This window comes from Microvirga pudoricolor (assembly GCF_016892705.1).
Lineage (GTDB): Bacteria > Pseudomonadota > Alphaproteobacteria > Rhizobiales > Beijerinckiaceae > Microvirga > Microvirga pudoricolor.
Window position 1 is genome coordinate 48,018 of the sequence record NZ_JAFEMB010000005.1, and the last position, 21,299, is coordinate 69,316.

At 57.6% G+C, this 21,299-nt stretch carries 28 protein-coding genes; 18 read left to right on the forward strand and 10 right to left on the reverse strand.

Annotated elements, in window-relative coordinates:
- Positions 1–138 precede the first annotated feature (138 nt).
- Both ILT42_RS16225 and ILT42_RS16230 read left to right on the forward strand, forming a co-directional pair.
- On the forward strand, positions 139–1,473 hold the full coding sequence (locus ILT42_RS16225; protein ID WP_204216711.1) for an aspartate aminotransferase family protein: 1,335 nt from the start codon (positions 139–141) through the stop codon (positions 1,471–1,473).
- Positions 1,474–1,694: 221 nt separating this feature from the next.
- Positions 1,695–2,096 (forward strand): MAPEG family protein, encoded by a 402-nt coding sequence (locus tag ILT42_RS16230; RefSeq protein ID WP_204216712.1) that lies wholly within the window; start codon positions 1,695–1,697, stop codon positions 2,094–2,096.
- Here ILT42_RS16230 and ILT42_RS16235 read toward each other — a convergent pair whose 3' ends face one another.
- Entirely contained in the window at positions 2,097–2,315 is a 219-nt protein-coding gene (locus ILT42_RS16235; protein ID WP_204216714.1) for a hypothetical protein, read from the reverse strand.
- Positions 2,316–2,361: 46 nt separating this feature from the next.
- Between ILT42_RS16235 and ILT42_RS16240 the strand changes: the two genes are divergently transcribed.
- Positions 2,362–2,586, forward strand: a complete 225-nt coding sequence (locus ILT42_RS16240) for a hypothetical protein (protein WP_204216716.1) — start codon at positions 2,362–2,364, stop codon at positions 2,584–2,586.
- Positions 2,587–2,753: 167 nt separating this feature from the next.
- Here ILT42_RS16240 and ILT42_RS16245 read toward each other — a convergent pair whose 3' ends face one another.
- Positions 2,754–3,188, reverse strand: a complete 435-nt coding sequence (locus ILT42_RS16245) for a BA14K family protein (protein ID WP_204216718.1) — start codon at positions 3,186–3,188, stop codon at positions 2,754–2,756.
- A 555-nt stretch (positions 3,189–3,743) separates the two neighbouring features.
- On the opposite strand from ILT42_RS16245, the gene ILT42_RS16250 reads away from it, so the two are divergent.
- From ILT42_RS16250 to ILT42_RS16265, 4 genes are all read left to right on the forward strand, one after another.
- Complete coding sequence (locus ILT42_RS16250; RefSeq protein ID WP_204216719.1) at positions 3,744–5,900, forward strand: sensor histidine kinase; 2,157 nt, start codon at positions 3,744–3,746, stop codon at positions 5,898–5,900.
- 11 nt (positions 5,901–5,911) lie between these two features.
- Positions 5,912–7,015, forward strand: coding sequence for a helix-turn-helix transcriptional regulator (locus ILT42_RS16255; protein ID WP_204216720.1), 1,104 nt, complete (start codon positions 5,912–5,914; stop codon positions 7,013–7,015).
- A gap of 272 nt (positions 7,016–7,287) precedes the next feature.
- Complete coding sequence (locus ILT42_RS16260) at positions 7,288–7,500, forward strand: helix-turn-helix domain-containing protein (RefSeq protein ID WP_204216722.1); 213 nt, start codon at positions 7,288–7,290, stop codon at positions 7,498–7,500.
- A gap of 24 nt (positions 7,501–7,524) precedes the next feature.
- Complete coding sequence (locus tag ILT42_RS16265) at positions 7,525–8,232, forward strand: PhoH family protein (protein ID WP_204216724.1); 708 nt, start codon at positions 7,525–7,527, stop codon at positions 8,230–8,232.
- Between the two features lie 656 nt (positions 8,233–8,888).
- Here ILT42_RS16265 and ILT42_RS16270 read toward each other — a convergent pair.
- From ILT42_RS16270 to ILT42_RS16290, 5 genes are all read right to left on the reverse strand, one after another.
- Positions 8,889–11,165, reverse strand: coding sequence for a hypothetical protein (locus ILT42_RS16270; protein WP_204216726.1), 2,277 nt, complete (start codon positions 11,163–11,165; stop codon positions 8,889–8,891).
- Positions 11,166–11,172: 7 nt separating this feature from the next.
- A complete protein-coding gene (locus tag ILT42_RS16275; protein ID WP_204216727.1) occupies positions 11,173–11,727 on the reverse strand; it encodes a lysozyme in 555 nt (184 codons plus the stop codon).
- A gap of 16 nt (positions 11,728–11,743) precedes the next feature.
- Positions 11,744–12,130: a RuvC family protein gene (locus ILT42_RS16280; RefSeq protein WP_204216729.1), complete on the reverse strand. Its 387-nt coding sequence runs from the start codon at positions 12,128–12,130 to the stop codon at positions 11,744–11,746.
- 635 nt (positions 12,131–12,765) lie between these two features.
- On the reverse strand, positions 12,766–14,292 hold the full coding sequence (locus tag ILT42_RS16285; protein ID WP_204216730.1) for a VapE domain-containing protein: 1,527 nt from the start codon (positions 14,290–14,292) through the stop codon (positions 12,766–12,768).
- A gap of 32 nt (positions 14,293–14,324) precedes the next feature.
- Positions 14,325–15,359 carry a hypothetical protein gene (locus ILT42_RS16290; RefSeq protein WP_204216732.1) on the reverse strand — a complete coding sequence of 345 codons (1,035 nt, stop codon included), beginning with the start codon at positions 15,357–15,359 and terminating at the stop codon, positions 14,325–14,327.
- 289 nt (positions 15,360–15,648) lie between these two features.
- Between ILT42_RS16290 and ILT42_RS16295 the strand changes: the two genes are divergently transcribed.
- The 10 genes from ILT42_RS16295 to ILT42_RS16340 all read left to right on the forward strand — a co-directional run bounded on the left by ILT42_RS16295 (position 15,649) and on the right by ILT42_RS16340 (position 19,535).
- Positions 15,649–15,876 carry a hypothetical protein gene (locus ILT42_RS16295; RefSeq protein ID WP_204216734.1) on the forward strand — a complete coding sequence of 76 codons (228 nt, stop codon included), beginning with the start codon at positions 15,649–15,651 and terminating at the stop codon, positions 15,874–15,876.
- Positions 15,876–16,175: a hypothetical protein gene (locus ILT42_RS16300; protein ID WP_204216736.1), complete on the forward strand. Its 300-nt coding sequence runs from the start codon at positions 15,876–15,878 to the stop codon at positions 16,173–16,175. Before ILT42_RS16295 ends, ILT42_RS16300 begins: the two co-directional genes overlap by 1 nt.
- Before the next feature lie 245 nt (positions 16,176–16,420).
- Positions 16,421–16,666 (forward strand): hypothetical protein, encoded by a 246-nt coding sequence (locus tag ILT42_RS16305; protein WP_204216738.1) that lies wholly within the window; start codon positions 16,421–16,423, stop codon positions 16,664–16,666.
- Positions 16,659–17,165 (forward strand): hypothetical protein, encoded by a 507-nt coding sequence (locus tag ILT42_RS16310; protein WP_204216740.1) that lies wholly within the window; start codon positions 16,659–16,661, stop codon positions 17,163–17,165. Before ILT42_RS16305 ends, ILT42_RS16310 begins: the two co-directional genes overlap by 8 nt.
- A 193-nt stretch (positions 17,166–17,358) precedes the next feature.
- On the forward strand, positions 17,359–17,658 hold the full coding sequence (locus tag ILT42_RS16315; protein WP_204216741.1) for a hypothetical protein: 300 nt from the start codon (positions 17,359–17,361) through the stop codon (positions 17,656–17,658).
- A gap of 250 nt (positions 17,659–17,908) precedes the next feature.
- Positions 17,909–18,118 carry an HNH endonuclease gene (locus ILT42_RS23300; RefSeq protein ID WP_407664610.1) on the forward strand — a complete coding sequence of 70 codons (210 nt, stop codon included), beginning with the start codon at positions 17,909–17,911 and terminating at the stop codon, positions 18,116–18,118.
- Positions 18,119–18,368: 250 nt separating this feature from the next.
- Positions 18,369–18,641, forward strand: a complete 273-nt coding sequence (locus ILT42_RS16325) for a hypothetical protein (protein ID WP_204216752.1) — start codon at positions 18,369–18,371, stop codon at positions 18,639–18,641.
- A gap of 32 nt (positions 18,642–18,673) precedes the next feature.
- On the forward strand, positions 18,674–18,877 hold the full coding sequence (locus ILT42_RS16330) for a hypothetical protein (protein WP_204216754.1): 204 nt from the start codon (positions 18,674–18,676) through the stop codon (positions 18,875–18,877).
- The gene (locus ILT42_RS16335) at positions 18,874–19,077 is read left to right on the forward strand and encodes a hypothetical protein (RefSeq protein ID WP_204216756.1); all 204 of its coding nucleotides are present in this window, start codon (positions 18,874–18,876) and stop codon (positions 19,075–19,077) included. Before ILT42_RS16330 ends, ILT42_RS16335 begins: the two co-directional genes overlap by 4 nt.
- Positions 19,077–19,535: a hypothetical protein gene (locus ILT42_RS16340; protein ID WP_204216758.1), complete on the forward strand. Its 459-nt coding sequence runs from the start codon at positions 19,077–19,079 to the stop codon at positions 19,533–19,535. Before ILT42_RS16335 ends, ILT42_RS16340 begins: the two co-directional genes overlap by 1 nt.
- Positions 19,536–20,032: 497 nt before the next feature.
- Here the strand turns inward: ILT42_RS16340 and ILT42_RS16345 are convergent, their stop codons facing one another.
- Positions 20,033–20,245 (reverse strand): hypothetical protein, encoded by a 213-nt coding sequence (locus ILT42_RS16345; RefSeq protein WP_204216767.1) that lies wholly within the window; start codon positions 20,243–20,245, stop codon positions 20,033–20,035.
- 100 nt (positions 20,246–20,345) lie between these two features.
- Here ILT42_RS16345 and ILT42_RS16350 point away from each other — a divergent pair, with 100 nt between their 5' ends.
- Positions 20,346–20,795: a hypothetical protein gene (locus ILT42_RS16350; protein WP_204216769.1), complete on the forward strand. Its 450-nt coding sequence runs from the start codon at positions 20,346–20,348 to the stop codon at positions 20,793–20,795.
- 17 nt (positions 20,796–20,812) lie between these two features.
- Here ILT42_RS16350 and ILT42_RS16355 read toward each other — a convergent pair whose 3' ends face one another.
- Both ILT42_RS16355 and ILT42_RS16360 read right to left on the reverse strand, forming a co-directional pair.
- On the reverse strand, positions 20,813–21,034 hold the full coding sequence (locus ILT42_RS16355; protein WP_204216771.1) for a hypothetical protein: 222 nt from the start codon (positions 21,032–21,034) through the stop codon (positions 20,813–20,815).
- Complete coding sequence (locus ILT42_RS16360) at positions 21,021–21,233, reverse strand: hypothetical protein (RefSeq protein ID WP_204216772.1); 213 nt, start codon at positions 21,231–21,233, stop codon at positions 21,021–21,023. The genes ILT42_RS16355 and ILT42_RS16360 overlap by 14 nt, the downstream gene beginning before the upstream one ends.
- Between the last annotated feature and the right edge of the window lie 66 nt (positions 21,234–21,299).

Sequence of the window (21,299 nt, forward strand, 5' to 3'; positions counted from 1 at the left end):
GCATCCTTTGATGTTGTCCAGAATAGATCAAATACTGAATGCGTCGACGTTTATTTTCAAGAGCTTAACCGAGCAAAGAAAAGGACTTGTCCGATCGCGTGATAGCGTCAATCTGACGTCGACCCGATGGAGGCCCCTATGGACCACGCGCCCAGAACGAATGCTCTTCCCCTACAGAATTTCTGGATGCCATTCACCGCAAACCGTCAGTTCAAAGCATCACCGCGCCTGCTCGCTAGCGCGAATGGCATGTACTACACGGACATCAACGGAAATCAGGTCCTCGACGGGACAGCGGGGCTTTGGTGCTGCAATGCGGGGCACGGCCGCCGAACTATAACCCAAGCAGTGGAGCGGCAGCTTGCAACACTGGACTACGCTCCATCCTTCCAGATGGGGCATCCGGCCGCTTTCGATTTCGCCGCACGGCTGGCGGAGCACGCGCCGGGGCATAGCGAGGGCCGGTTGGACCGCATCTTTTTCACCGGATCCGGCTCGGAATCCGTCGATACGGCGCTCAAGATCGCTATCGCTTATCAACGAGCGATCGGACAGGGCACGCGTACCCGCATTATTGGACGAGAGAAGGGCTATCATGGGGTTGGCTTCGGCGGAATCTCGGTAGGTGGTCTCGTCAACAATAGACGTGTCTTTCCTCAAATCCCTGCCGACCATATGCGCCACACGTTGGATATCGATCGGAACGCCTTTTCCAAGGGTCTGCCGCTGCATGGGGTGGAGCTTGCAGAGGATCTGGAGCGGCTGGTCCAACTCCATGGAGCGGAAACCATTGCGGCGGTGATCGTTGAGCCGATGTCAGGATCAGCCGGCGTCATCCTGCCGCCGAAAGGTTATCTCGAGAAGCTGCGCGCGACAGCGGACAAGTATGGGATCCTGCTCATCTTCGATGAGGTCATCACCGGCTTCGGGCGTCTCGGCACACCTTTCGCTGCCGACTATTTCGGGGTTGTTCCGGACATGATGACGACCGCGAAGGGTCTCACCAACGGGGCTATTCCCATGGGCGCTGTCTTCGCCAGCCGCACGATCCATGATGGCCTGATGACCGGCCCAGACAACGCGATTGAGCTATTTCATGGTTATACGTACTCCGGTCATCCTGTGGCGTGCGCCGCTGGGTTGGCCACGATGGATATCTATGCTGAGGAAGGCCTTCTGACTCGTGCCGCCGAACTCGCTGATGCCTGGCAAGAGGCCTTGCATTCGTTGAAAGGCCTGCCTCATGTTATCGACATCCGCAATCTGGGGCTCGTCGGAGCCGTTGAGCTTGCTTCGCGAGAGGGAGCGCCGGGGACCCGCGCTTACGATGCTTTCATCGACTGCTTGCAAAAGGGCCTGCTGGTCCGCGTCACAGGTGACATTATTGCTTTGTCGCCGCCCCTCATCATTGAAAGAAGGGAGATCGATACGGTCGTTTCAATCCTGGGAGATGCACTGCATGCGCTGAACTAGCACCGAGCTGCAGCGGCGACTGGAAGTCAACGACTCTCATCAGTGACTTTGATGGGGCAGCGGATGTTCGGGGGCGTCGAGCGGACTATTGAAATCTTCTCGCTCCGACCGTGGCCGGATCCGGTATCAACCCCCGGCCGGGCCTCGCCAATCGCATCGACACACTGTCGAAACCCTTCTCGCCGCCCCATAATCACTACGGCTGAGCTTGGGGAACGGCGATGACCACCGAACTGACTTTGCTGGGATGGAGCCTCGTGCTGGCGCTTGTGCACGTCTTACTACCGGCGATGCTGCGCACGGGAGAAACAGGAGTGGCCTACAACGCCAGCGCGCGGGACACGGACGGCCCACCGATCGGCGTCGTCACGGGGCGGCTGATGCGGGCCCAGAAGAATCTCTTCGAAACCTTGCCGCTCTTTGCCGCCGCGCTGCTCATCGCGCATGTGGCTAACCGGACGGGCATCCTCACCTGGTGGGGTGCTATGATGTATTTCTGGGCACGGGTCATCTACCTGCCGCTTTACGCGCTCGGTGTTCCCTACGTGCGCTCGCTCGTGTGGCTCGTCTCTTTGGCGGGCGTGATCCTGATTCTCGTGGCGATTCTGCTCCCGGGAGCTTGATCAGGCTTGGGCGAGCTGTCCGATCGCCTTGGCGAGATCGCGCCGTCTTGCCTGGGCCTTGCGGCGCACGCGGATATCCGTCAGCTGGCCTTCGATCATCTGAAAGAGGGGCAAATGCTTGTCACCGTGCTCCGCCACAACGAAGGCGAGCACTCCCAAGGCTTTCTCCAGGCGCTCCTCCATGGTGAGGCTTTGCTGCTCGGCCGCTTGGCTCTTCATCGTCGTTCTCCGCCGGTCGTCCCTGCAACATCCAGGCGAAAGAATCATGCTCCTCAAAGGTAAAGGTTTGATTATTATCCTGGCGGCGGGCTCCAACGGATGGCATCTCCGGTTCTCGAATAGCGAAACCAACCGGCCTTTGAAGCGTCAGTATGGGATTGAACCGAAGGGGATCGATAATGTTTTCTTGGGCTTCCATCCGGTTGGCCGGTCTGCTCGCGGTCGTTATGGCGGCGCCGGCATCGGCCCAGTCCACGCCGTCGACGCGTGAATGCATGGCCGGCGAACAGCGAATCGATGGCGAATGCCAGCCGACGACCCGTGGGGCCAAGAACCGCGGTTCAGGATCCCGCTGAGACGGACCATGAGACGAAAAAAAGGTCCCGCCAACGGGTGATGGCAGGACCTTTCGCTGGGGATTCCCACCTCAGACGTGACTCACGGATAGGTGCAGACGTAACGCATCCCGTTGGTCGATAGGTACGTGCCCGAGGCAGGGTCATAGGAACGGTATTTCCTGGCGCAATAGGCTGCGACCGAGGGGCTGACAGTCCCAGGAGGAGGTGGAGCCGCCGGCTGGGCCTGGGCCTGATTGGCGATCGCTCCCGCAATCAGCGCGCCGGCCGCTAGCCCCGCGACACCGGCTGCCACGGCGCTTCCGTTGTCGCGGCGGTAATAGTACGGCCGAGGACCGTAATAGCCTGGGCCATAGTAACCATAGCCGCGACGATAGTAATATTGGCTGTAGCTCTCGCCCGGATAGGCCTGCTCGAGATTGGGCGTAACCGGCGGGCGGGCGACGGGTCCGGCACTCGCCGGAACCGTGGTGGCGAGCACGCAGACACCCGACAGCGCCAGGATCAAGTTTCGCATTTCCGACTCCTCATGGGCGGCAAGGTAGCAATCGGGGCCCGGCCGCAAGAACACTTTCCTTTATAGCGTGATCGCCTTGCAGGGCAAAAGGGGAGCTGGGGCAGGGCCGGTGCGGAGCCGCACACGTTTCAGCGATCAACGCCACCCCACCGAACGGTTGGGTTTCCCAAGCTGAAAGTCCGGTCGAAGGCGCAGAACTTATTGCGGAGGTGCAATCATAACTTGCGGTCCTGCATTTTCGTTTCGGATCCGAAAAATTTCGTATCGGATAAAACTCTGAAAAACCTTTGTTGTTTCTCAGAGGTTTCCGAGAGGAAGCTGCGATGCTTATCAGAAGTTACGTTGGCGTTCATTCCACAATGCGCCACCGTTCAAAAGTAATTTGATTACTTTTGGCGGGCTTGATAAAGTTTCATTTCCAATTTCGAGTCAGGTGCCGTCGATGCGCGCCCCAGGGTCCGGCAGTCATTGTTATAGGTTTGTGCTCGGCTCGCTGCGGCGTCCGTCTGCCGGGCCCCGGCGGTCGCTCTCCGGCCATTGTGGCGTTACGCGGCAATGAAGAACGCTCTGCCTTCGAAATCGACCATCATTTTCGTTCTCACGATCGGCAGCCTTATCGCCGGGCTGGCTTTCGCGTCCGTGCGCCTCCTGCAGGTCGAGCACACTCTGCCGGCGAAGGAATCGTACGCGGAGATCTGGGCGATTTCCCAGGCCCAGCTCGACATGTCCCTGCTGGCCGACAGCCTGAAAGGCGCGGCTGAAACTCGACGCGGCGAAGCCCAGCGTCCCGACAGCCCGGATCGCTCCCCCCTCGGGCGGCTCGAGAATGCGCTCCCCAAAGTCGATCTTCTGCTGGAGCGGAGGCAGGCGGAGCTCATTTCCGAAACCGGCCGCCTAGGGGCCTTGGAGGCCATGCGCGACCGGCTCGGCGACCTCCGCGCAGTGCTCCAACAGGGAATCGCGCCGGAACAGGCGTCTCGCCTGGAGGCCGAGGCGCGCAGCTTCGCCAACCTGCTTCAGCTCGTCTCGCTGCAGGTGACGGAGCAGGCGGAAGCCCGGGGGAGCGCGGAACGCAGCACCTACCTGCGGCTCATCTTCGAGGTGCTCGCGGCGATCATCGGCATCTTCATCACGTCCTCGATCCTGTTCTTTCGCGTGTTCAGGGGGATCCGCGAGACCTCGAATGCCCAACGCCTTCTGCGTCAGGAGCAGGAGCTGTCGGATCTCGTCATCAACAACATCAGCAACCAGGGCATCGTTATCTTCGACGAATGGCTGAACTGCCTGCTCTGGAATCCCGGGATGGAAACGCTCCTGGGGATCCGGTCGGCCGACGTGGTGGGAAATGGCATGCGGGAGGTCATCCCGATCTTCGCCAAGGACAATGTCGCATCGACCCTGATCCGGGCGACAAGCGGGACGAGCTCCGTCTTCGAGGATGCCGGGCTTACCGAGACCGGACGCGAGCGGTGCCTCGAGATCAACTGCTTTCCGTTGAACATCGCCGAACGCCGCCTCGGCATCGCCTTCGTCCGCGATGTCACCGAGCACTGGCTGGCCCGCCGCCAGAGCGAGCAGCAGGCCTTCAACCTGGAGATTCAGGTCCAGCAGCGGACCGCGGCCCTGCGCCAGGCGGAGCGCCGCCTCATCGCGGCCATCGAGACGGCGCCGGAAGGCTTCGCTGCCTTCGATTCCACGGGACGGCTTCTGTTCGCCAACGAGCGGATTCGCGCCGTCGAGCCGGTTTCGATCTGGTGCCGGCAGGAAATGACCCTGCCGGTCTTTCTCCAATGCTTTGCCATGTGCGAGGGGGCGGATACCCGGCTCCTGGCGGCGGACAGCGTGTTCGAGGATATTGCCGTCGATCTCATGATCAAGAAGGATGCCTGGGCGCATCTCTCCGTGACCTGGGCCGATAGCGGCACCATCTTCGTGCGCCTGACGGACATCACCGCCTACAAGCAGGCCGCCACCGCCTTGCAATCGGCCCTTGAGCGAGAGCGCGAGACCACCATGGCCTATCGCAGCTTCGTGTCCATGGTCTCCCACCAGTTCCGGACGCCGCTGGCGATCCTCGATTCCGGCGCCCAGAGGCTGTTGAGGCGGGGGCAGGCCCTGACGCAGGACGAGCTTGCGACACGAGTCCAGCGGATGCGCAATGCCACGAACCGGCTCACACGCCTTGTGGAGAGCGTGCTGAACGCCGCCAAGCTCGATGCGGGCCGACTCGAAGTCAATCCGTCCTCCTGCAACCTCAGCGCTATGATCGGGGACCTCTGCGAACGTCAGAGGGAGATGACACCCCACGCGGACATCCGCTTCGACGCTCCGCTGATGCCGATCCAGACCCGGTGCGATACGATCCTGATCGAGCAGGTGGTCATCAACCTCCTGTCGAACGCCGTGAAGTACTCCGGCGAGAATCCCCTGGTCGAGGTCAAGGTCTGGGTCGATGCCGGCCAGGCCTTCTGCTCGGTGCGCGATACGGGAATCGGCATCCCGGCGGACGAGCTGTCCAAGATTTTCGACCGCTTTTACCGCGCACGAACCGCCTCCGGGATCGCCGGCACTGGAATCGGCTTGAATTTTGCGCAAAAGATCATGCAATTACATGACAGTTCGATCGAGGTTCAAAGCCACGAGGGAATTGGATCCATCTTCACCTTCGCATTGCCGATAGAGAACGCCGGGCAGGCGTCACAGGCCGCCTAGAGGGGCACCGCATGAACAACCAGATGACGATCCTCTGCATCGAAGACGAGGAGGACCTGCGCACGGATATCGCCGAGGAGTTGATTGCGGCGGACTACGAGGTGCTCCAAGCCGGAAACGGCCGGGAGGCCATCGATCTGTTGGAGAACCAGCGCCCCGACCTCGTGCTGTGCGACATCACCATGCCGGGCCTCGGAGGTTACGACGTTCTGAAGACGATGCGGGAGAGATCGCACCTGTTGGACGTGCCGTTCATCTTCCTGACCGCTCTCGCGGATCGCAACGACGTCCTCGTCGGCAAGCAGGCCGGGGCCGACGACTACCTCGTCAAGCCCATCGATTACGACATCCTTCTGGCCACCGTCGCGACGCGCCTGGAACAGGTGAGTCGCGTGCGCACCGGCGCCGTGCAGCGCGCCGAGGAAGCGTGGGAGGAGGTGCTGAAATCCTCACGCGGGCGGGCCATGGAGGCTCTCTACAAGGCCACCTTCGCGTTCGACCGCTTCCTTGTGGGCGTCACCGTGGTCGACGAAGGCGGAAACGTGAAGCTCATGAACAAGGAGGCCGAGCGGATCCTGGGCGAGGACGACGGCCTGAGCGTGGTCCTCGGCAAGCTCAGGGGATCGGTGCCGAAGCTCAACAACAGGCTTCACGACAACATCGCCCGCGCCTTCCAGGAGGAGTTCCTCGACGAGATGGTCTCCTTCCCGCGTCTGTCCGGGGGGCGACCGTACCTCGTGCTCATCCCGGGCCAGCGGTTCTCGTCGGAAGAGCCCCCGGACGCCATCGTGCTCCTGATCATCGACACCGACCAGCGCACGAAAGTCTCCGGGGACACCCTCGTGCGCCTCTACAATCTGACCCCGTCTGAGACCCGCGTGGCGCTGATGCTCATCGACGGTAAGCGCCTGGATCAGATCTCGGAGGAACTCGACGTCGCTCAGACGACGGTGGTATTCCACCTGAAGAAACGCTATTATACGAAAGACACTACAAAGGGTTATCCCGATGAAATGCCCCAAGTCTTTGATGTTGCTGACTTTCCTTGCAACGTCGCCCGCTATGGCTCAGCCGGTCCAGCAGGGGGAAGCCACCTTCGTTCAGTTGGCTTGTGACCGCCTGGGGCTGGTCACCGCCGCTGATGTCGTACGAGGGGCGACAGGCCTTGAGGCTTCGACCGTGTACGAGGGTAGGGCTCTCCAGGCTCACTGGGAAAAGCGCCTTCAGACGATGACACCCGAAGAGCGCAACGAAGTTTGCCGCGACGCCTTCCAAAAGGGTGGGATGCTTGCGCGCTTCGGAGCTTATTGGACAGGCAAAGACTAACGTCAGGCCGAGACGAAAAACTCGTTATAAAATTGCGTGTCGTGGTATAAATAGAAGTACCATGACCACACAAAACAACACTTCTGGCGTCCACCGCCTCTTGAAGCCACAGGAGGTCGCCGACTTCCTGGGTATCACCCTCCGCCACGTCTACACGATGATCAAGGAAGGTCAGATCGCTTACAGCCGCGTCGGTCGGCTCTATCGAATTCATCCGTCTGAGGTCCAGCGTGTCACCCAGCAGATGATCAACGTGCCCGCTGGCGACGAATAATCCCAATCCAATTTGAAAGGCTGAATGGCCAAACGCAAAGCACGAGGCTCGAAAGAAGCCTTCAGCGTCAAAACGAAGTTTGACGCCACTGAACGGAAGCTCCCTCCAATCCGTCCGCTGACTGAGAAGCAAGCCGACTACCTGGAGGCGCTAGAGGCGTCAGACCAAGTCATCGCCCTAGGGGTTGCGGGAACCGGTAAGACCTTCATCGCCGCCACCTTCGCCGCTGACCAATACCGTCAGCGGAAAATCCGCAAGATCATCCTGACGAAGCCCAATGCTCCAGCCGGACGGTCATATGGATTCCTCCCAGGGACGATTGAAGAGAAAACCGCACCGTGGGTCCTGGGCATGACCGAGGCCATCAAAGAGCGGATCGGGGCAGGGGCATTCGATATCGCCATGAAGAACGGCGATATCGAGGTCGTTCCTTTCGAGACGATGCGAGGCCGAACCTTCAAGGACGCCTTCGTCCTTCTGTCGGAGTCTCAGAACTGTACGGTCGATGAAATCAAGTTGTTCCTCAGCCGTATCGGCGACGATTGCAAAGTCGTCTTGGACGGTGACCTGGGTCAGAAGGACATCAAAGAGTCGTCGGGGTTGGCTACGGCTATCCATCTGATCAAGAAGGACTGCCTCCCAGTCCCCATCATCGAGTTCGACCTTGGCGACATCGTCCGGTCGGGCATTTGCGCGATGTGGGTGAAGAGCTTCCATCGGGCCGGACTATGACCGATCCTTCAGAACTGGTGTACGTGCTATTGGAGTATCCAAGAGGGAGCGAAATTATTCCGGCTCCGCGAGGTCAATATATGCGTAAAATGTGCTCAGTTATAGCAGAGTCGGAGTCAGTCATTCCGTGGTGCGATAAAAACGACGTGCCCTATTACTCATTTCGGACGAATGGCCACATCGTTGCGCCGAAAACGCTTGAGCAACATACTCTGTTCAAGCTGACCTTCTTCTAATGGAAAAGGCTGGGAGCGATCCCAGCCTTTAATCGTTTAAGCCGCTTCGTCAGTCTGCAAAGCGTCTTCCGTGACCTTCACGACGGACCCCGGAGAGTTCCATTCGTGATGACGCGCCCCCGCCTTCGAGCCATCCCGATGCCGCAACCAGGAGAGCTTATAGACATCTCCGTTCGGAGCGATCCCAGAACCCTGATACAGGGCACCCCCACTATCGGTCGGACCACGGACCTTCACCGCTGGGGACAGGATGATGGCCATGTTATCCCGAACCAAAAGGGTCATGGGAAGGGTTTGGATCGGAGGAAAATCCGTCTCTGACATCGTAAAAAGCTTTCATCTAAAAACCGCCGCGAGCTAAGGGCTAGGGCGGATTTCAGTTGGTCACCAGACTCATTACGGTAGAAATTAACTCAGGCGTTAAAACCCGAAGTCGTCCCCCAAGAGACCGCCTCCAGCCGCCGCAAGCGGAGCCGCCGCGATCCCTGGATTAATGGTCGCACGAGGCCCAACAACGGTCGGAGCACCCTGAACCGCCTGAGCCGCACGACGCCCCTGATAAGCGTTCTTACCCGCCGACCCAGCCGCGCCGATGACCTTTGACAGGATGATACCCCCAAGACCGCCCGTCGCTCCGTCAGCCAACAGGCCAAGCGTTCCGAAGATGGCGTCGTATTTGCCCATGACACGGGAGAGCATCCCACCCATTGCCGCCGCTGTATCGCTGTTCGGGTTAGCAGTCTTGCCGCCGATCTTGGGACCACGGACGGTCTTCAGGACAGAGGCGAACTCTCTCATGACCTTCTGTTCGTCAGGCGAGAAGGTGACACGGGCAAGGGCTGAGCCTTCCGACAGGAAAGAGGAAATACGCTCCGACATAGCCTGGGGACCCCAATCGTCTTTTCCTTCCGGCTTCGAAACGATCTTTTGCCAGATGCCTTGACGGACACCCTTCCAGGCGTCCGAGTCCTTCCCCATGGTGTTCTGGAGGCGGACAGCTAGTCGTTGAGAGACGCCCTTCTCGCCGATCTTGGAGAGGCCGAACAGAGCGTCCGAAACTTCCTTTGCGGTGACATCGGTTTCAACAATGCGTTGCATCCAACGGGAGGCGTCGGCGTCAGGGGCGGAGCGGTTTGCCTTAAAGGTACTTTGATATTTTGCAAACGAGGCACGAGCCTTCTTGAGGGCATCCAACGCCCCTTCATCGCCGCTGAAAAGCTGGTTGGCCATCGAGTCTTCAAGATGGTTGTCGAACTTCTCGATGATGGCGGTGACCGCCCGACGATCTGAAGGGTTGTTCGAAGCAGCCGACCGGATCGCGTTGAGACGCTTACGCATCTGTTCGGCTTCCTGAAGGCTGACGTTGCCGATGACTTCGTCTCCCTCCTTCGGGGCGCGAAGTTCGTCCAAGAGCTTCACGGCACGGGAGGCACCAGGGGTCAGCATGGAGTCGATTTCGACTTCGCCCTGAAGCGACTTGGTGATGTTCCCGCCCAGGCCCTGGAACGCCGTCCCCTGGAATTCGCCTTCACGCCCCAGGGCGTCGGCGTACAGGTTCTTGTACTCGTTCTTTGCCGTAGCAGCCTTCGAACGAACATCCGCAATGATGTTGCCAGCCGCGTTCAAGGGGTCGTCCGCCGCATTAACGGGGACGCCATCAGGTCCGACCTTCCCACCGAACTGCTGACCGATAGCGGTCTTCGCCGCGCCGATCTGCTGTTCCTGCTTCTCGAAGAAGGGCGAAAGCCGGTTGAAGGCCGTCTTGCCGTAACCCTCCTGGGCGGCAAGGTTCTCAAACCTCATTTCACCGAAGTCCTGGGTCGCCTGACCTTTCGTCAAATCGATCCCGAACTTCTGAGCCTGAAGCTCCCGAGCCGTCGCGTCATTGGCTCCCTTACGAGCAACCGCCGCCGCCGCCTCCGGTCCAAAGGATCGGGGATCGAGCCCAGCAGCCTGGAGCTTCGCCGCATCCTCAGGAGAGAGGGTCGGGGGAGCGCCGGTCGGAGCCTTGGTAAAACGGTTGACGAGCTTCCCGCCAACATCGGCGACCTTGTCCATGACAGGCACGGCACCGCCACCCACAAGACCGCTCAGGGCAGCCGAGGTCCCGACCTTGCCCCAGTCGCGGTTATTCGAAATCAGACCCTGGTCCAGGTATTCATCCGCCGCACCAGCAGCCGCGCCGGTCAATGCTCCAGCACCCATACGGACACCGAGCTTCGCCGCCGCTGGGAGAAGGGTAGGGGTCGCCGCACCACCCGACAGGACGGACGCGACGACAGGTCCAGCGATACCCGTCAGAGTACCAGCCGTCGAGGCAGTCGGGTTGAGGGTCGCGCGGGCTTCGTCGATCTTCTTTGTCTGGTCGTAGGCGTCGGCAAAACTAACTTCTGGACCCGTACCGAGATAGCCACGCGCGACCTTGATCCCCGCGTCGAGGTTGCGGGGAAGGTTGAGCATACCCGTGTTGAGAGCTTCGGACGCGAAGGTCATGATAGACGAGCCATCGCCCTGGTTGCCGACACCACCCGCCGCCGCAAGGGTCTTGCGGGCTTCAGCCTCTTCCTTCGGCATGGCGTTGACCGAATACCACTGCTGGGCACCAGCGAGAGCCGCCTTCTCGTTATCGGCTTCGATGTCGAGGGTAAACCCAACATTCCAACGACGATCCATTGGACGATGGGCTTCAACAACCATTCCGGCATCAGCGGTCACGCCACTGGCAATAGAGCAGCCACGCGAGGGCGACGCCCATCAGGATGATGATGACGCCTGGGCCGGACATGACGAACTGCTTCGCGAGGTCAAATACGCCTGGACCATGCTCAATCGCTTGATCGAGTACCATGGCTGTACCACCCGTCAGGCCAACCGCGCCGCCTTTCCCCATGGGTGTGGCCATGAAGGAAGGTCTGCTGACAGCATCGACTTCGACACTTGGAGACACCTCTTGGTCGTCATACGCGTTCCAGAGTTCCTGTTCGGCATCGCGGCGACGCTTGAGACCTAGCAAGGGCTTGCCACCCGCGTTGATCCACAAATCAAATTCCGCACAAGCGCCGTCGTAATCCTTGCGGTTCAGCTTCCGGAGAAGCGTGGACTTCTGGAGCGCACCAGCACCGAGGTTGAAGACGAAGCACACAAGGGCGTCGAACTGACCTTGGGTCAGAGGAACCTTGACCATCCTGCTGACAGCCTTTTCGGAGTCTTCAACGTCCTGGTACAGGAAGTCGTCCGCTTGGGCCTTCGTGATCTTCATCCCACGGCGAACGCCTTTAGTGTGACCATACCCTAGCCGCCTCTCTAGCACCGTCCTTCAACGCTGGGACCTTCAGGTCTGCCTTCCACACTCCAGGCGTCACAAAACTAACTTTAGCTCCCGTAATCTGAGCGGCGGTTCGGACGGAGGCGAACGACTCCCCAAACGAGAAGGCCGACGAGACCCCTTCACCAGGGCGCGACCAGACGTTTTCGATCCAGACTTCATCGGCTTCGTGTTCGACCAGGAGCGCCCACACTTCGGCACCATTGACGCGTTGCTTGGTCCCGAAAGGCGTCGTCGGCATGTCATAGACCGCGATTAAGTCTAGTGGGTTCTTTGAGGTGTCGATGAAGCAGAGCGCTCCAGATAGGCCGGGATCGATCCCGCAGATGATGGGCATGAAGGTATTTATACAACGTAACGTCTTTCATATAAAGAAAAAGACGATGGGCTTTCACCCACCGTCTTAAGTAGTTCACAAGGTCAACCTTAAGGTCAGTCTCATTCTAAGTCGGCAACGCTTGGCTAGAGGCCGCAATCCCCGCAAAGCGTTTACTGACTAAGCTGAGTGTGCACGCCGAAAAGCTCTGGTCAATAGCCTGAGGGATTTTATTAATTACACTGTTTTCACGGATTTCACTACCCCAAAACAAAAAACGCTGTCCGGGGAGGAACAGCGCTTTTCGTCAACCATAATCTTTGAGGAGCCATTATGAACAGGCAGCCGATACTTGAACTCTTTTCGGTTTGCCATCCACTTTGTAAGATTACTTTAGCTATTTAGCTTCGTTCCCGCAATATATCTTTGGCGACGGGTGATATGCGGGGCAGACCCCTTGGGGGCAATAGTGGCAATTGTGGCGATAATTTTGACCAAACTCTTTATATTATTTCTCTCATTTATTTCTATACTCTTTAGAAATAATTGCCACAATTGCCACTATTGCCTCAAACCCTTATTTCATAAGGGTTTTTCGAGAGGCATATGGGTGGCAATGGTGGCGTATCCCCCGTCGCCACCCATATTTTGCCCGTTTACCGGTCGTCCGACTTGTTCTTGATCATGTCCTGGAGCCTGATTTTGCGTTCGGTGGCAATTGAAATGACGTTGTTGGGGGCAATTCGGTAGGAATTGCCCTCCTTGCGGCTTGTCCGAAGCTCGACGAGAGACCCCTTCTGGAGGGTGAGACGCTTCAGTTCGCGACTGAACTTGTTGACGTTCGCAAACTTGGTTTCAGAGGGATACGACCGCTCCAGCCATGGGTAGAAGCTGTCGGTGAAGAGACGGGTTGCCCCGACCCACTCATTCGCGGGGATCGTTGAGCATTCCTCCGTCCATTCCTCCGTGCTCGACTTGAAGCGCTGGTCAGACTGGGACTTGCGCAAGGCCTCCAGCTTCAACCGGTCGGCAATCATCGGCGCGACGGTCTCGTCTTCATCCACCGACTTCCAAATTTTGAGGGTGTCGATAGCTTTCATAGCGCCGACATCGATGGGCTGGGTGATCATCTGGAAGTATCGACGGTTACCGCTCTTATCCTTGATCAGGCCGTTGATGTCTTCGTTGGTGCACCCGATAAAGGATGTCACGAGGGTCCTGGAGGATGCCGCCTGATAGATTTGGCGGATATCGCGACGCTCTTCCGTCATCATACCCTTCAGCTTCTCGACGTTGGCGTTCTTCAACCCAGCGAGTTCGTCGAACATCATGACCGGCATATAAGTCAACCGATACTGCTTCGAGTTATCTTCGAGAAGTTCGAAGCCCGCTCCCGTGAACAGGTCCCCCAGGCTCGACAGGAGGTGTCGAACCGCCATAGTCTTCCCATCCTCCTGGGCACCATAGAAGACCGGCATCATGTGGGAGTAATGAAACCACCTAGCGGCACCGCCAACGCCCTTGATATTCCCATAGGCTCCGATGTGGTTCTTCACCCGATGAATCCAGTTCACCATCGCCAGGACGGAGGCTTCCATCATCTGGGCGTCGGCTTCCTCGTCTCCCGTAGGGCGGAGCACCAGTGAGAGCCACTTCCGAAGCTCCGTATGCCCAGGGTCGAGGTTGGCGTCGTATCTCAGTTCCCCAAAGGCGCGACGAGCGATCTGGAAGCGTTCGTCTTCGATAAAACTCCGGAGGGCACTGTCATAGGTGTTCTTGAAGATGCCGTAGGCATTCGTCCACATCTTGAGTTCGTCGAGCATCCGAGCCATCCCGTGGGTGACGCCGTTGGGCAGGACGAAGTCTTCGTTGAAGGTCATGCGGTAGCCATAGGCAGCAAGATAGGCGGGGATGAACTGAGTCTCCGTGTACGGATAGAGTCCCAGGGCGGCTTTCACCTTGGAGGCGCGCACGGTCGCCACAGCATCCGCCTTATCGAAGTCGCAACGATTGATCAGAAGCTTCTGGAACCGTGGCCATTGATAGCCTTCGGCGTCCTTAGCGCCTTCGGCATAGCTGACCACCAAAGCAAGTTCCTGGTCGGTCATCTTGCGCTTGGGGTCGGTGACGTTGTCCCACAGGTCGAGGGCGGCAATGAAATCGGTTGTCGTATTAGTAGGCATTAAATCAGGTCTTCAAAAAATAGGTTTGGGTATTAGGCGCGACGCTTAGAGGCGAGGAACTTCATTTTCTGTTCCAGGCGGTAGTCACGAAGTTGGGTATCGGAGAGAGGGGAGGCGGTGCCTGTCAGGGACATCACTGAGCGCAAATCGTCAGCGAGGGCACCAGACCCATAGGTCCGCTGGCAGTAATACCCCCAGCGACCGTCCAGGTCGAACTGGAGGCTTCGCATCTCCCCGAAGGTGAGGGACGTACCCGAGTATAGCCAGATACGGGAAAGGGTGCCCATCAGGGTCTGACGATGCGATCCGCCCTTATAGAGGGTGTCGTGTTCGTCGAGCCATGACGGCTTGCAGTACTTAGGATTGTCGAGACCAACGCCTGAGGCGACATCCATACTCGCCATCTGGAGGCGCAACGTGGCAAGCTCTTCAGGGGTGAGTACCCGTGTACTCTTGTCAGTCGCTTCTGAACGCTTGGCGTATTCAAGAGCCTCGTCAGGCAATGACTCAACGAGACCCAGGATCGCGTCAACGTCGAGGGCAGCACCCTCCAGCCACGCACGCCGTTCACCTTCGAAGCAGGGACCATAGAGGTGGTCGCCAGGGTCATAGATCGAACCGTCAAGCTGGTAGTTGAAGAGGTCGTTGAACCAGACGAACAGGAGGAACATCGTGTCGTAATCGACATCGCGGCTCAGGGGGATGACGATCCTGACCTTGTGCCGCCCATCTTTGCGCAGATGTGAATACGACGTGTAGAGAAGGTGGCTAAAGCCGAGACCCCTCAAAACTTGATTTACGTCGTCGAAGGTGACGGTTGGATGTCCGTCCTGGTGGTTGTCGAGGTCGAAGTAACCCAACGTCACGACGCCGCTACATGCTTCGCCAACCCTCCACAAACCTTGCTTCGGTTCGGCATCGGGCTTTGACTTTGGCTTCCACTCGCTCTCTTCGAACAGGGTTGGGGTCCAGGAATAGCATTGATACTTGTGTTCCTGGGCTTGCGGGTAGGCGGCTTGGGACCAGAAGTCGCTGACGAATGCATTGAAGTCAGCGTATGTGGTCATGGATGTGATTTTGGATTGGTGGAGTGTTGTCGCGCCGTGCGACGGCTTAAACACTTCGCGCAAGTAACTTACGCAAGGTTGGGTTTGGGTAGTGCTGAGCATTTGGCTCCGTGGTTTGGTTGGTTGAGCCTGTATTTACTCATAGGGGTATCGCCGATTTCAATAAGTGACGGCGTTTGGCGGTCATACCTGGGATTCCCAAAACGCATAGCTCAGGGGCATTTGAATTTCGATTTCGGCGAAGGGGTCTGCCTAAATACGCGGACCATTTAAACGAAAGCCATTTTCAATGACCAATACGCAATACCTCCTTCATGTCATCGACGGGCGAGGCATTCTCCTTCGCTATCATCCCAACCCGTCTGAACAGGAGAACGACATCGTCATGACCAAGGATGTGCTCGACTTCCTTGACGCTGAGGATATCCCGTACGAGCGCGAAGAACTCAACACCATCCATATCAACCCCCAAACTGACAGCCAAGCTGTCGCCATGAAACTTCGTTGGGGGTTCTAATGGCGAACACCGACGAAATCCTGGAGAGGCTGAAACAGGCTGCTGTAACAGCAACCGAGAAGGAGTTCAGGCATTACTTGGGCCGCTTCCCGATTGTCGTTGACGCAACTCATTGTTCGCTCTGGGAGGGCAAGAGGTTCAACCCGTATTACGATGGAGGCTTCCCACCCGAAATAAAATGGTGGTTGGTCAAGCGAGGTGTATTGCAGACGACGACGCTCTTTTACCGTTTCGGTCTGATCATCATCGGTTTCCAGGACGAGAAAGTCGCGCTCGAATTCAAAATGACCTTCGGTTGATTCATTTCGACAATATCCGCGTACTTAATTACACTCCATTCATACTAAATACATTCATGGACACATTCTCTTTCATCGTCCGAACCGTTCGCACCGAAGACCTTCTCCGATATTTGGACGACCAGGGCTTCGACTACGCGTTTGGCCGTCGAGGGCTTTGGCCGAGAGTGACGCTGTACGACGCGTCTCAGGCCGTGCTCTTCAAACTTACTTTTTCAAACTCAATCATTCAGTGAGACATTTTTTTGAACCACGATATTTCTGACGACGGTCCAGCCGTCCGCACCTACACCCATAACGTCAAGCTCTCTAGAGCCTCCCACCTCGTTTCTGGCAACCTTCCCGAGATGCTGTCCCAGGCATTCGAGCAGATGCACGAAGACCACATCGCCGCTGGAGGCTTGGACGACGACACGTTGATGATGGTCGCCCAGTTCATGCTGGTTGCTGAGCCGAAGGGACCTGAAGTGGAGGGCTCGACGCATGGCTAAGCGCAAGACCACCACCAAGACGCCTGAGGCGACCAACAGCCACGCTTCGGATTTGCAGAGTAAAGCAAACCCTGAGAACGCTTTCGTTACGGAAGAAACGTCGAGCGAAATCAAGGGCAACCCATACCTGACGCGTTCGTCTATCGAAGCCACTCTCCGAAAGCATGGGCCGATCATTATCCAGAGCCGGTATTCCTACGCTCCGGATTTGGACCTTGATCAGCTTATCGAGAAGGTCGTTAGGGACCTTACGGCGACACAGCACGCCGTAAACGATGTCGAGCGGGCAGTTACCCAGCGAGAGCTATCGGACTCTGCTGAGGCCGACGCTCTGCGGAAAGAATTCTCTGAGCGTGTTGTTTGCTCCGAACTGTCACGCCTGATCCGTTCTGAACTGGGCATCTATCCCGAGCGGAGGATTGAACCCACCGCCGATACACCTCCGTCAAAGCCCAGCTTCTGGGCGACGCTGATAGCAAAGCTAAAGGGGCGCGGCTGATGTTCTGGAAAGCATTTAGCGCGACCTTGGGTTCGTTCACCGCTCTCGCATTTATCGTTGGCTCAATGGGGCTTGTCGCGAAATTTCTCCCGAACCCCCCTAAGACGGTCGATCAGTGCCAAACCGTTCAGGGGGGGTCGAAGTGATGTCTAATCCTCCCGTTTTCTCCCAAACCTTGACCATCGACTGTTCAATGGCATCGATCAAGGACGGCTCAGCCGCCGCCCATATCCGAACCGCCGCTGAGCCAATGGTCGATATGCTATCGAGAGAGGCCGATCATATCGGTTACGCCCCTGTCAACCAACCTCGTCTTGAAGTTCACTTCGTCCTTCGTGAGGTCGTTGACGCGGATGATCAGGAAGAGGTCGTCGAGGAACCGTCCACCCGAGACATCATCCGTGACACCATCACCCAGTACGCCTTCGACAAGGTGTCCGTGGACAAGCTTGCCGACGCTATCGTCAAGGCTCTGGAGGGTCGTCGCGTATGACTTCCGGGAAAAGGGTTATTACCTGGACGAACATTTCTTACGTCGGCGTCGATAAGGATCGAAGGTTCGGTCCCGACAAAGAGCGTTTGAAAGAGCTTGCCGCGAAGATCGTTGCCAACCTGAAGAAGGGTGGCAAGTAATGACGACCTTCGTGAAGGATGGTCCGCGTTGGGCAACGAAGCTCAACTTCCTCCGTGCAAGTGCATTCGTCAAACAGGGCTGTCTCTGCTATTGGTGCGGCACCAGGATGATGACGCGCCAAGAGTGTCGTCAAGCTGGGATGAAGACCCCTCCGAACCTTCTTACCGCTGACCACCTCATCCCGCGCATTCATGGCGGTAGGGACCACATCAGCAACATCGTCGCCGCTTGTTTCTCCTGTAACCAGGATCGGGTAAAGCGCGATCACGGCAAGCCCCATGTTAGGGTCAAGGCGATCTGTGTGAGGGTCGAAGCGTGAAGCCGAGGCCGATACGCCGCAAGGCTTCTCCCAAGCCTCACCCGATCCCCCGTCCCACGACAAAGAACTGGTACGCGAATGATCGGGTCTGGGAGTTCATGCACCCAGACGAAGTTGATCGTAATCCTACTGCGGACGCGGTAGGATTTATCCATTACCCCGAAGATCGGGAAGACCTTTATTACACCGCTGACGGCACCTCTGATGGGTGGACGTGGGCTAAAGCCGCGAAGAACAAGAGATTTAGACAGTGACGATTACACTTTACGAAATCCGCACGTCGCTCCAGCGGGACGCTCTGAAGGATGCTCTCCGTTGGTGCGAAGAGAACTTTGGGATGGAGGGTTACCACATCCCCCAGACTGACGGCTCCATTGTCCGAACGGGGAACTGGTACGCGGTCAGGGGAGACATGGGGGGCCGGTTCATATTCTACCGCGACAATGACGCGACCCTCTTCCGGATGTTCTACGACAGCAGCATCCTGGACTCTCAAAAACGTAGTTTCGAGGATGCGGCATGAGTCTCTTAGTCCGACCTGTGACGCGGGAGACGATGGCGGAAGCTCTCCGCAAGGCCTTCGAGCGGTATGAAGAAGATGATGGGATGTTCTACGTGAGCGGGGTCTATGATGACGTAGGCGGGGACCCTTGGTTCAAGGTCGAAGGTGAGATTGTCGCCAACTCTTTCGCCGCCATCCTCATCGACGTTCTGAATGACGATGTGAACGACGACCTTTCGGGGGACGCTTCGGAATGAGAGCGTTCACCTGTACAGATCATGATGGGTATTGGTCGGTAGGCGTCGCCTCTGTTGTGATCGCCGCCGATGAAGATGAAGCTCGCCTGTTGTTGACGGCTGAACTTTCCAAATCCGGCTTGCACAAAGAGCCTTTCACCCTTCAGGAAATCGATTTGACCACGCCACAGGCCATCGTTCTTCGGGACGGTAATTATTGATGACCGCCGCCGACAACCCTCTGACCGTCACTGTCGCTAATCCGCTGATCCATTCGAATGGAATGGACTTCTTCGATTACGAGGAGATCGTCGGGAAGCATGTGAAGCTTGGATCGGGTAGACCTGATTTAGTTGCCGAAGCGGCAACTCTCATCGAGACCTTCCGCGACCCTAACCGACTTCGGGAGGCCAATCCTCACATCAATGGAAACTTCGTTTTGGTAGACCCGTCTCTCCAGACGAAAGATTTCCACTCCCCTCACTACCCCGTTGGGGGGGAAGTCATTTCGTGGATATCAGAGAATGCGAGGGGCGATGTCACCATCGATAAGGTAGCCATGCGAATGCCAGGGTCTACTGGTACAGATCGAATGAGCATCGTTCAGGCGGCTGTCCTGGTTTTCGGCGACGACGCTGACGCCACCCTCTTCAAGCTATTCTGGGAAGGACGGGAATGAAAGTCTGTTACACCGATTACAGCGACGGTCGGGTCCAGTGGGTTCGAGACCACGAGGGGAGGGAGGTCATGCTGATCTACAAGCTGGGCAATAAAAGCTACCTCCGTCTACGTGATGGAGGGCACCTTCGAAAGGATCGTCGTGATGGGGATGCAATATTCAGTTCGAGTTCTCCCCGGTCTCCCCAGCGTCGGCAAATCATTGGCTTTTCAAAGACTTAGCTATTTCTCCCCAGGCCTGTCCAGAAGAATATCGATTCAATCGGCGTTTAGATGCACCCGACTATGTTGACAGGTTAACGTTTCGAACCGCTTATAAAGAAATCGCCCCGAAAGCACTGATTCGACCATGAGTTTTTCTCAATGGACGAGTCTGCCCGATGTCTTCCCAGTCTTCCCTGAGCGTCAAGTCCCAGTGGTTCGATGCGACCGCCCAAGGCGATCTAGCGATCTATACCTTGGCCGGGATTATGGTCCTGGTCTTCGTCTACGCCGTGCTCAGGCTTTACCTGAGAGCACCCCGTGCGATTTCAGATGGAAGTGGGTCCGGTCGCCGGTCAATACCTCCGCCAAAGCGTCGATCTCCTGAACGAGGTGGTCAATCGCGCGATACTCATCCCCGCCGATTGGAATCTCCGCCAAAGATCGGGTCAGGGTAAATCGTGCTGGTCCCAGGGCGTCCAAGACCTTGTCCGCCACCAGCTTGTTCATGTCCCTCCGGGACCGACGCGAATGACCATGCCGCATAAATAAGGACTCCGGACCGTTCTTGGTCTGTTCTACCTCAAACTAGATTTCAGAAAAACTGCTTATGACCACCATCCACATTTCCACCCGCAAGATTGGCAACACCGTCGAGGAAGGCCTTCTCCGGATCGGGCTTTACCTGGGCTCCATCGGCTGTGACGAAGGCGACTTCAGTCTGGAGCATGACACCTTCCACACCCGCGCCTTCACCTTCGACCAGGACACCCATGCGATGGCGTTTAAGCTACGCTTCAGCGACTGGGTCACGACTGTCGAGGAAGAAGTGGGGATGGAGCGGGAGCGCTACAAAGAGCTACAGGCTCTGTTGGCTCAGCAGTGTCAATTGGGAGGGTCCAGAGCGGCAATTATGTCCGGGCTCATCAACCAAGCGCCTGCGGCTCTCAGCTATCAGAACCCCTACGTCAGTAATCAAGCATACCTGTCCGGTATGGGTCAGGCTGCTTGCGAAGCCCTTGGGCAGACTAGAACCGCCGTTAGCCCGTTCAAAAAATAAGGGCTCCGAAGAGCCCTTTATTCGTTGTGGTCGAGGAACCCGGAGAAGGCCCAACTAAGGCCTTTCGATATCAGCCACACCACCAGGGGCGGGATGATCGCCCACCCGAGCCACGCGACGAACATACCCTTTTGGTAAGGTCCGCTGGTCAGCATCACGGTCATCCAGGTCAGAAGCAGGGTCTCATAGATCGCCAAGACGACCCAGCCCAGGCGGGAGAACCCTTCACGCCAGTTCATACGAGAACGCCATGCTGACGAGGGTCGCATCTTCCAGGGCATCGAAGCCCATGACGACTTTGTCCCGTCCTGCGAAGAAGAACCTGGGGGCGACGTTCGCCCTGATCATGAAGTCCTGAGCTTCTTCCCAGGTGGAGCGGGGGACTTCGACGGTCGGCAACTCAACGACATCAGCCGTAGGCCGGAATTGGGTAGACATGCGTCGCCCTTTCTCAAAGAGAGGGCTTCACCATGCGGGCAAACGTGCAATACGTCAAGTGTGCAA

Coding starts and splice junctions, on each gene's coding strand:
- ILT42_RS16225 (WP_204216711.1), top strand. CDS start 139: ATGGACCACGCGCCCAGAACGAATGCTCTTCCCCTACAGAATTTCTGG.
- ILT42_RS16230 (WP_204216712.1), top strand. CDS start 1,695: ATGACCACCGAACTGACTTTGCTGGGATGGAGCCTCGTGCTGGCGCTT.
- ILT42_RS16235 (WP_204216714.1), bottom strand. CDS start 2,315: ATGAAGAGCCAAGCGGCCGAGCAGCAAAGCCTCACCATGGAGGAGCGC.
- ILT42_RS16240 (WP_204216716.1), top strand. CDS start 2,362: ATGCTCCTCAAAGGTAAAGGTTTGATTATTATCCTGGCGGCGGGCTCC.
- ILT42_RS16245 (WP_204216718.1), bottom strand. CDS start 3,188: ATGCGAAACTTGATCCTGGCGCTGTCGGGTGTCTGCGTGCTCGCCACC.
- ILT42_RS16250 (WP_204216719.1), top strand. CDS start 3,744: ATGAAGAACGCTCTGCCTTCGAAATCGACCATCATTTTCGTTCTCACG.
- ILT42_RS16255 (WP_204216720.1), top strand. CDS start 5,912: ATGAACAACCAGATGACGATCCTCTGCATCGAAGACGAGGAGGACCTG.
- ILT42_RS16260 (WP_204216722.1), top strand. CDS start 7,288: ATGACCACACAAAACAACACTTCTGGCGTCCACCGCCTCTTGAAGCCA.
- ILT42_RS16265 (WP_204216724.1), top strand. CDS start 7,525: ATGGCCAAACGCAAAGCACGAGGCTCGAAAGAAGCCTTCAGCGTCAAA.
- ILT42_RS16270 (WP_204216726.1), bottom strand. CDS start 11,165: ATGGTTGTTGAAGCCCATCGTCCAATGGATCGTCGTTGGAATGTTGGG.
- ILT42_RS16275 (WP_204216727.1), bottom strand. CDS start 11,727: ATGAAGATCACGAAGGCCCAAGCGGACGACTTCCTGTACCAGGACGTT.
- ILT42_RS16280 (WP_204216729.1), bottom strand. CDS start 12,130: ATGCCCATCATCTGCGGGATCGATCCCGGCCTATCTGGAGCGCTCTGC.
- ILT42_RS16285 (WP_204216730.1), bottom strand. CDS start 14,292: ATGCCTACTAATACGACAACCGATTTCATTGCCGCCCTCGACCTGTGG.
- ILT42_RS16290 (WP_204216732.1), bottom strand. CDS start 15,359: ATGACCACATACGCTGACTTCAATGCATTCGTCAGCGACTTCTGGTCC.
- ILT42_RS16295 (WP_204216734.1), top strand. CDS start 15,649: ATGACCAATACGCAATACCTCCTTCATGTCATCGACGGGCGAGGCATT.
- ILT42_RS16300 (WP_204216736.1), top strand. CDS start 15,876: ATGGCGAACACCGACGAAATCCTGGAGAGGCTGAAACAGGCTGCTGTA.
- ILT42_RS16310 (WP_204216740.1), top strand. CDS start 16,659: ATGGCTAAGCGCAAGACCACCACCAAGACGCCTGAGGCGACCAACAGC.
- ILT42_RS16315 (WP_204216741.1), top strand. CDS start 17,359: ATGGCATCGATCAAGGACGGCTCAGCCGCCGCCCATATCCGAACCGCC.
- ILT42_RS23300 (WP_407664610.1), top strand. CDS start 17,909: ATGACGCGCCAAGAGTGTCGTCAAGCTGGGATGAAGACCCCTCCGAAC.
- ILT42_RS16330 (WP_204216754.1), top strand. CDS start 18,674: ATGGCGGAAGCTCTCCGCAAGGCCTTCGAGCGGTATGAAGAAGATGAT.
- ILT42_RS16335 (WP_204216756.1), top strand. CDS start 18,874: ATGAGAGCGTTCACCTGTACAGATCATGATGGGTATTGGTCGGTAGGC.
- ILT42_RS16340 (WP_204216758.1), top strand. CDS start 19,077: ATGACCGCCGCCGACAACCCTCTGACCGTCACTGTCGCTAATCCGCTG.
- ILT42_RS16345 (WP_204216767.1), bottom strand. CDS start 20,245: ATGAACAAGCTGGTGGCGGACAAGGTCTTGGACGCCCTGGGACCAGCA.
- ILT42_RS16350 (WP_204216769.1), top strand. CDS start 20,346: ATGACCACCATCCACATTTCCACCCGCAAGATTGGCAACACCGTCGAG.
- ILT42_RS16355 (WP_204216771.1), bottom strand. CDS start 21,034: ATGAACTGGCGTGAAGGGTTCTCCCGCCTGGGCTGGGTCGTCTTGGCG.
- ILT42_RS16360 (WP_204216772.1), bottom strand. CDS start 21,233: ATGTCTACCCAATTCCGGCCTACGGCTGATGTCGTTGAGTTGCCGACC.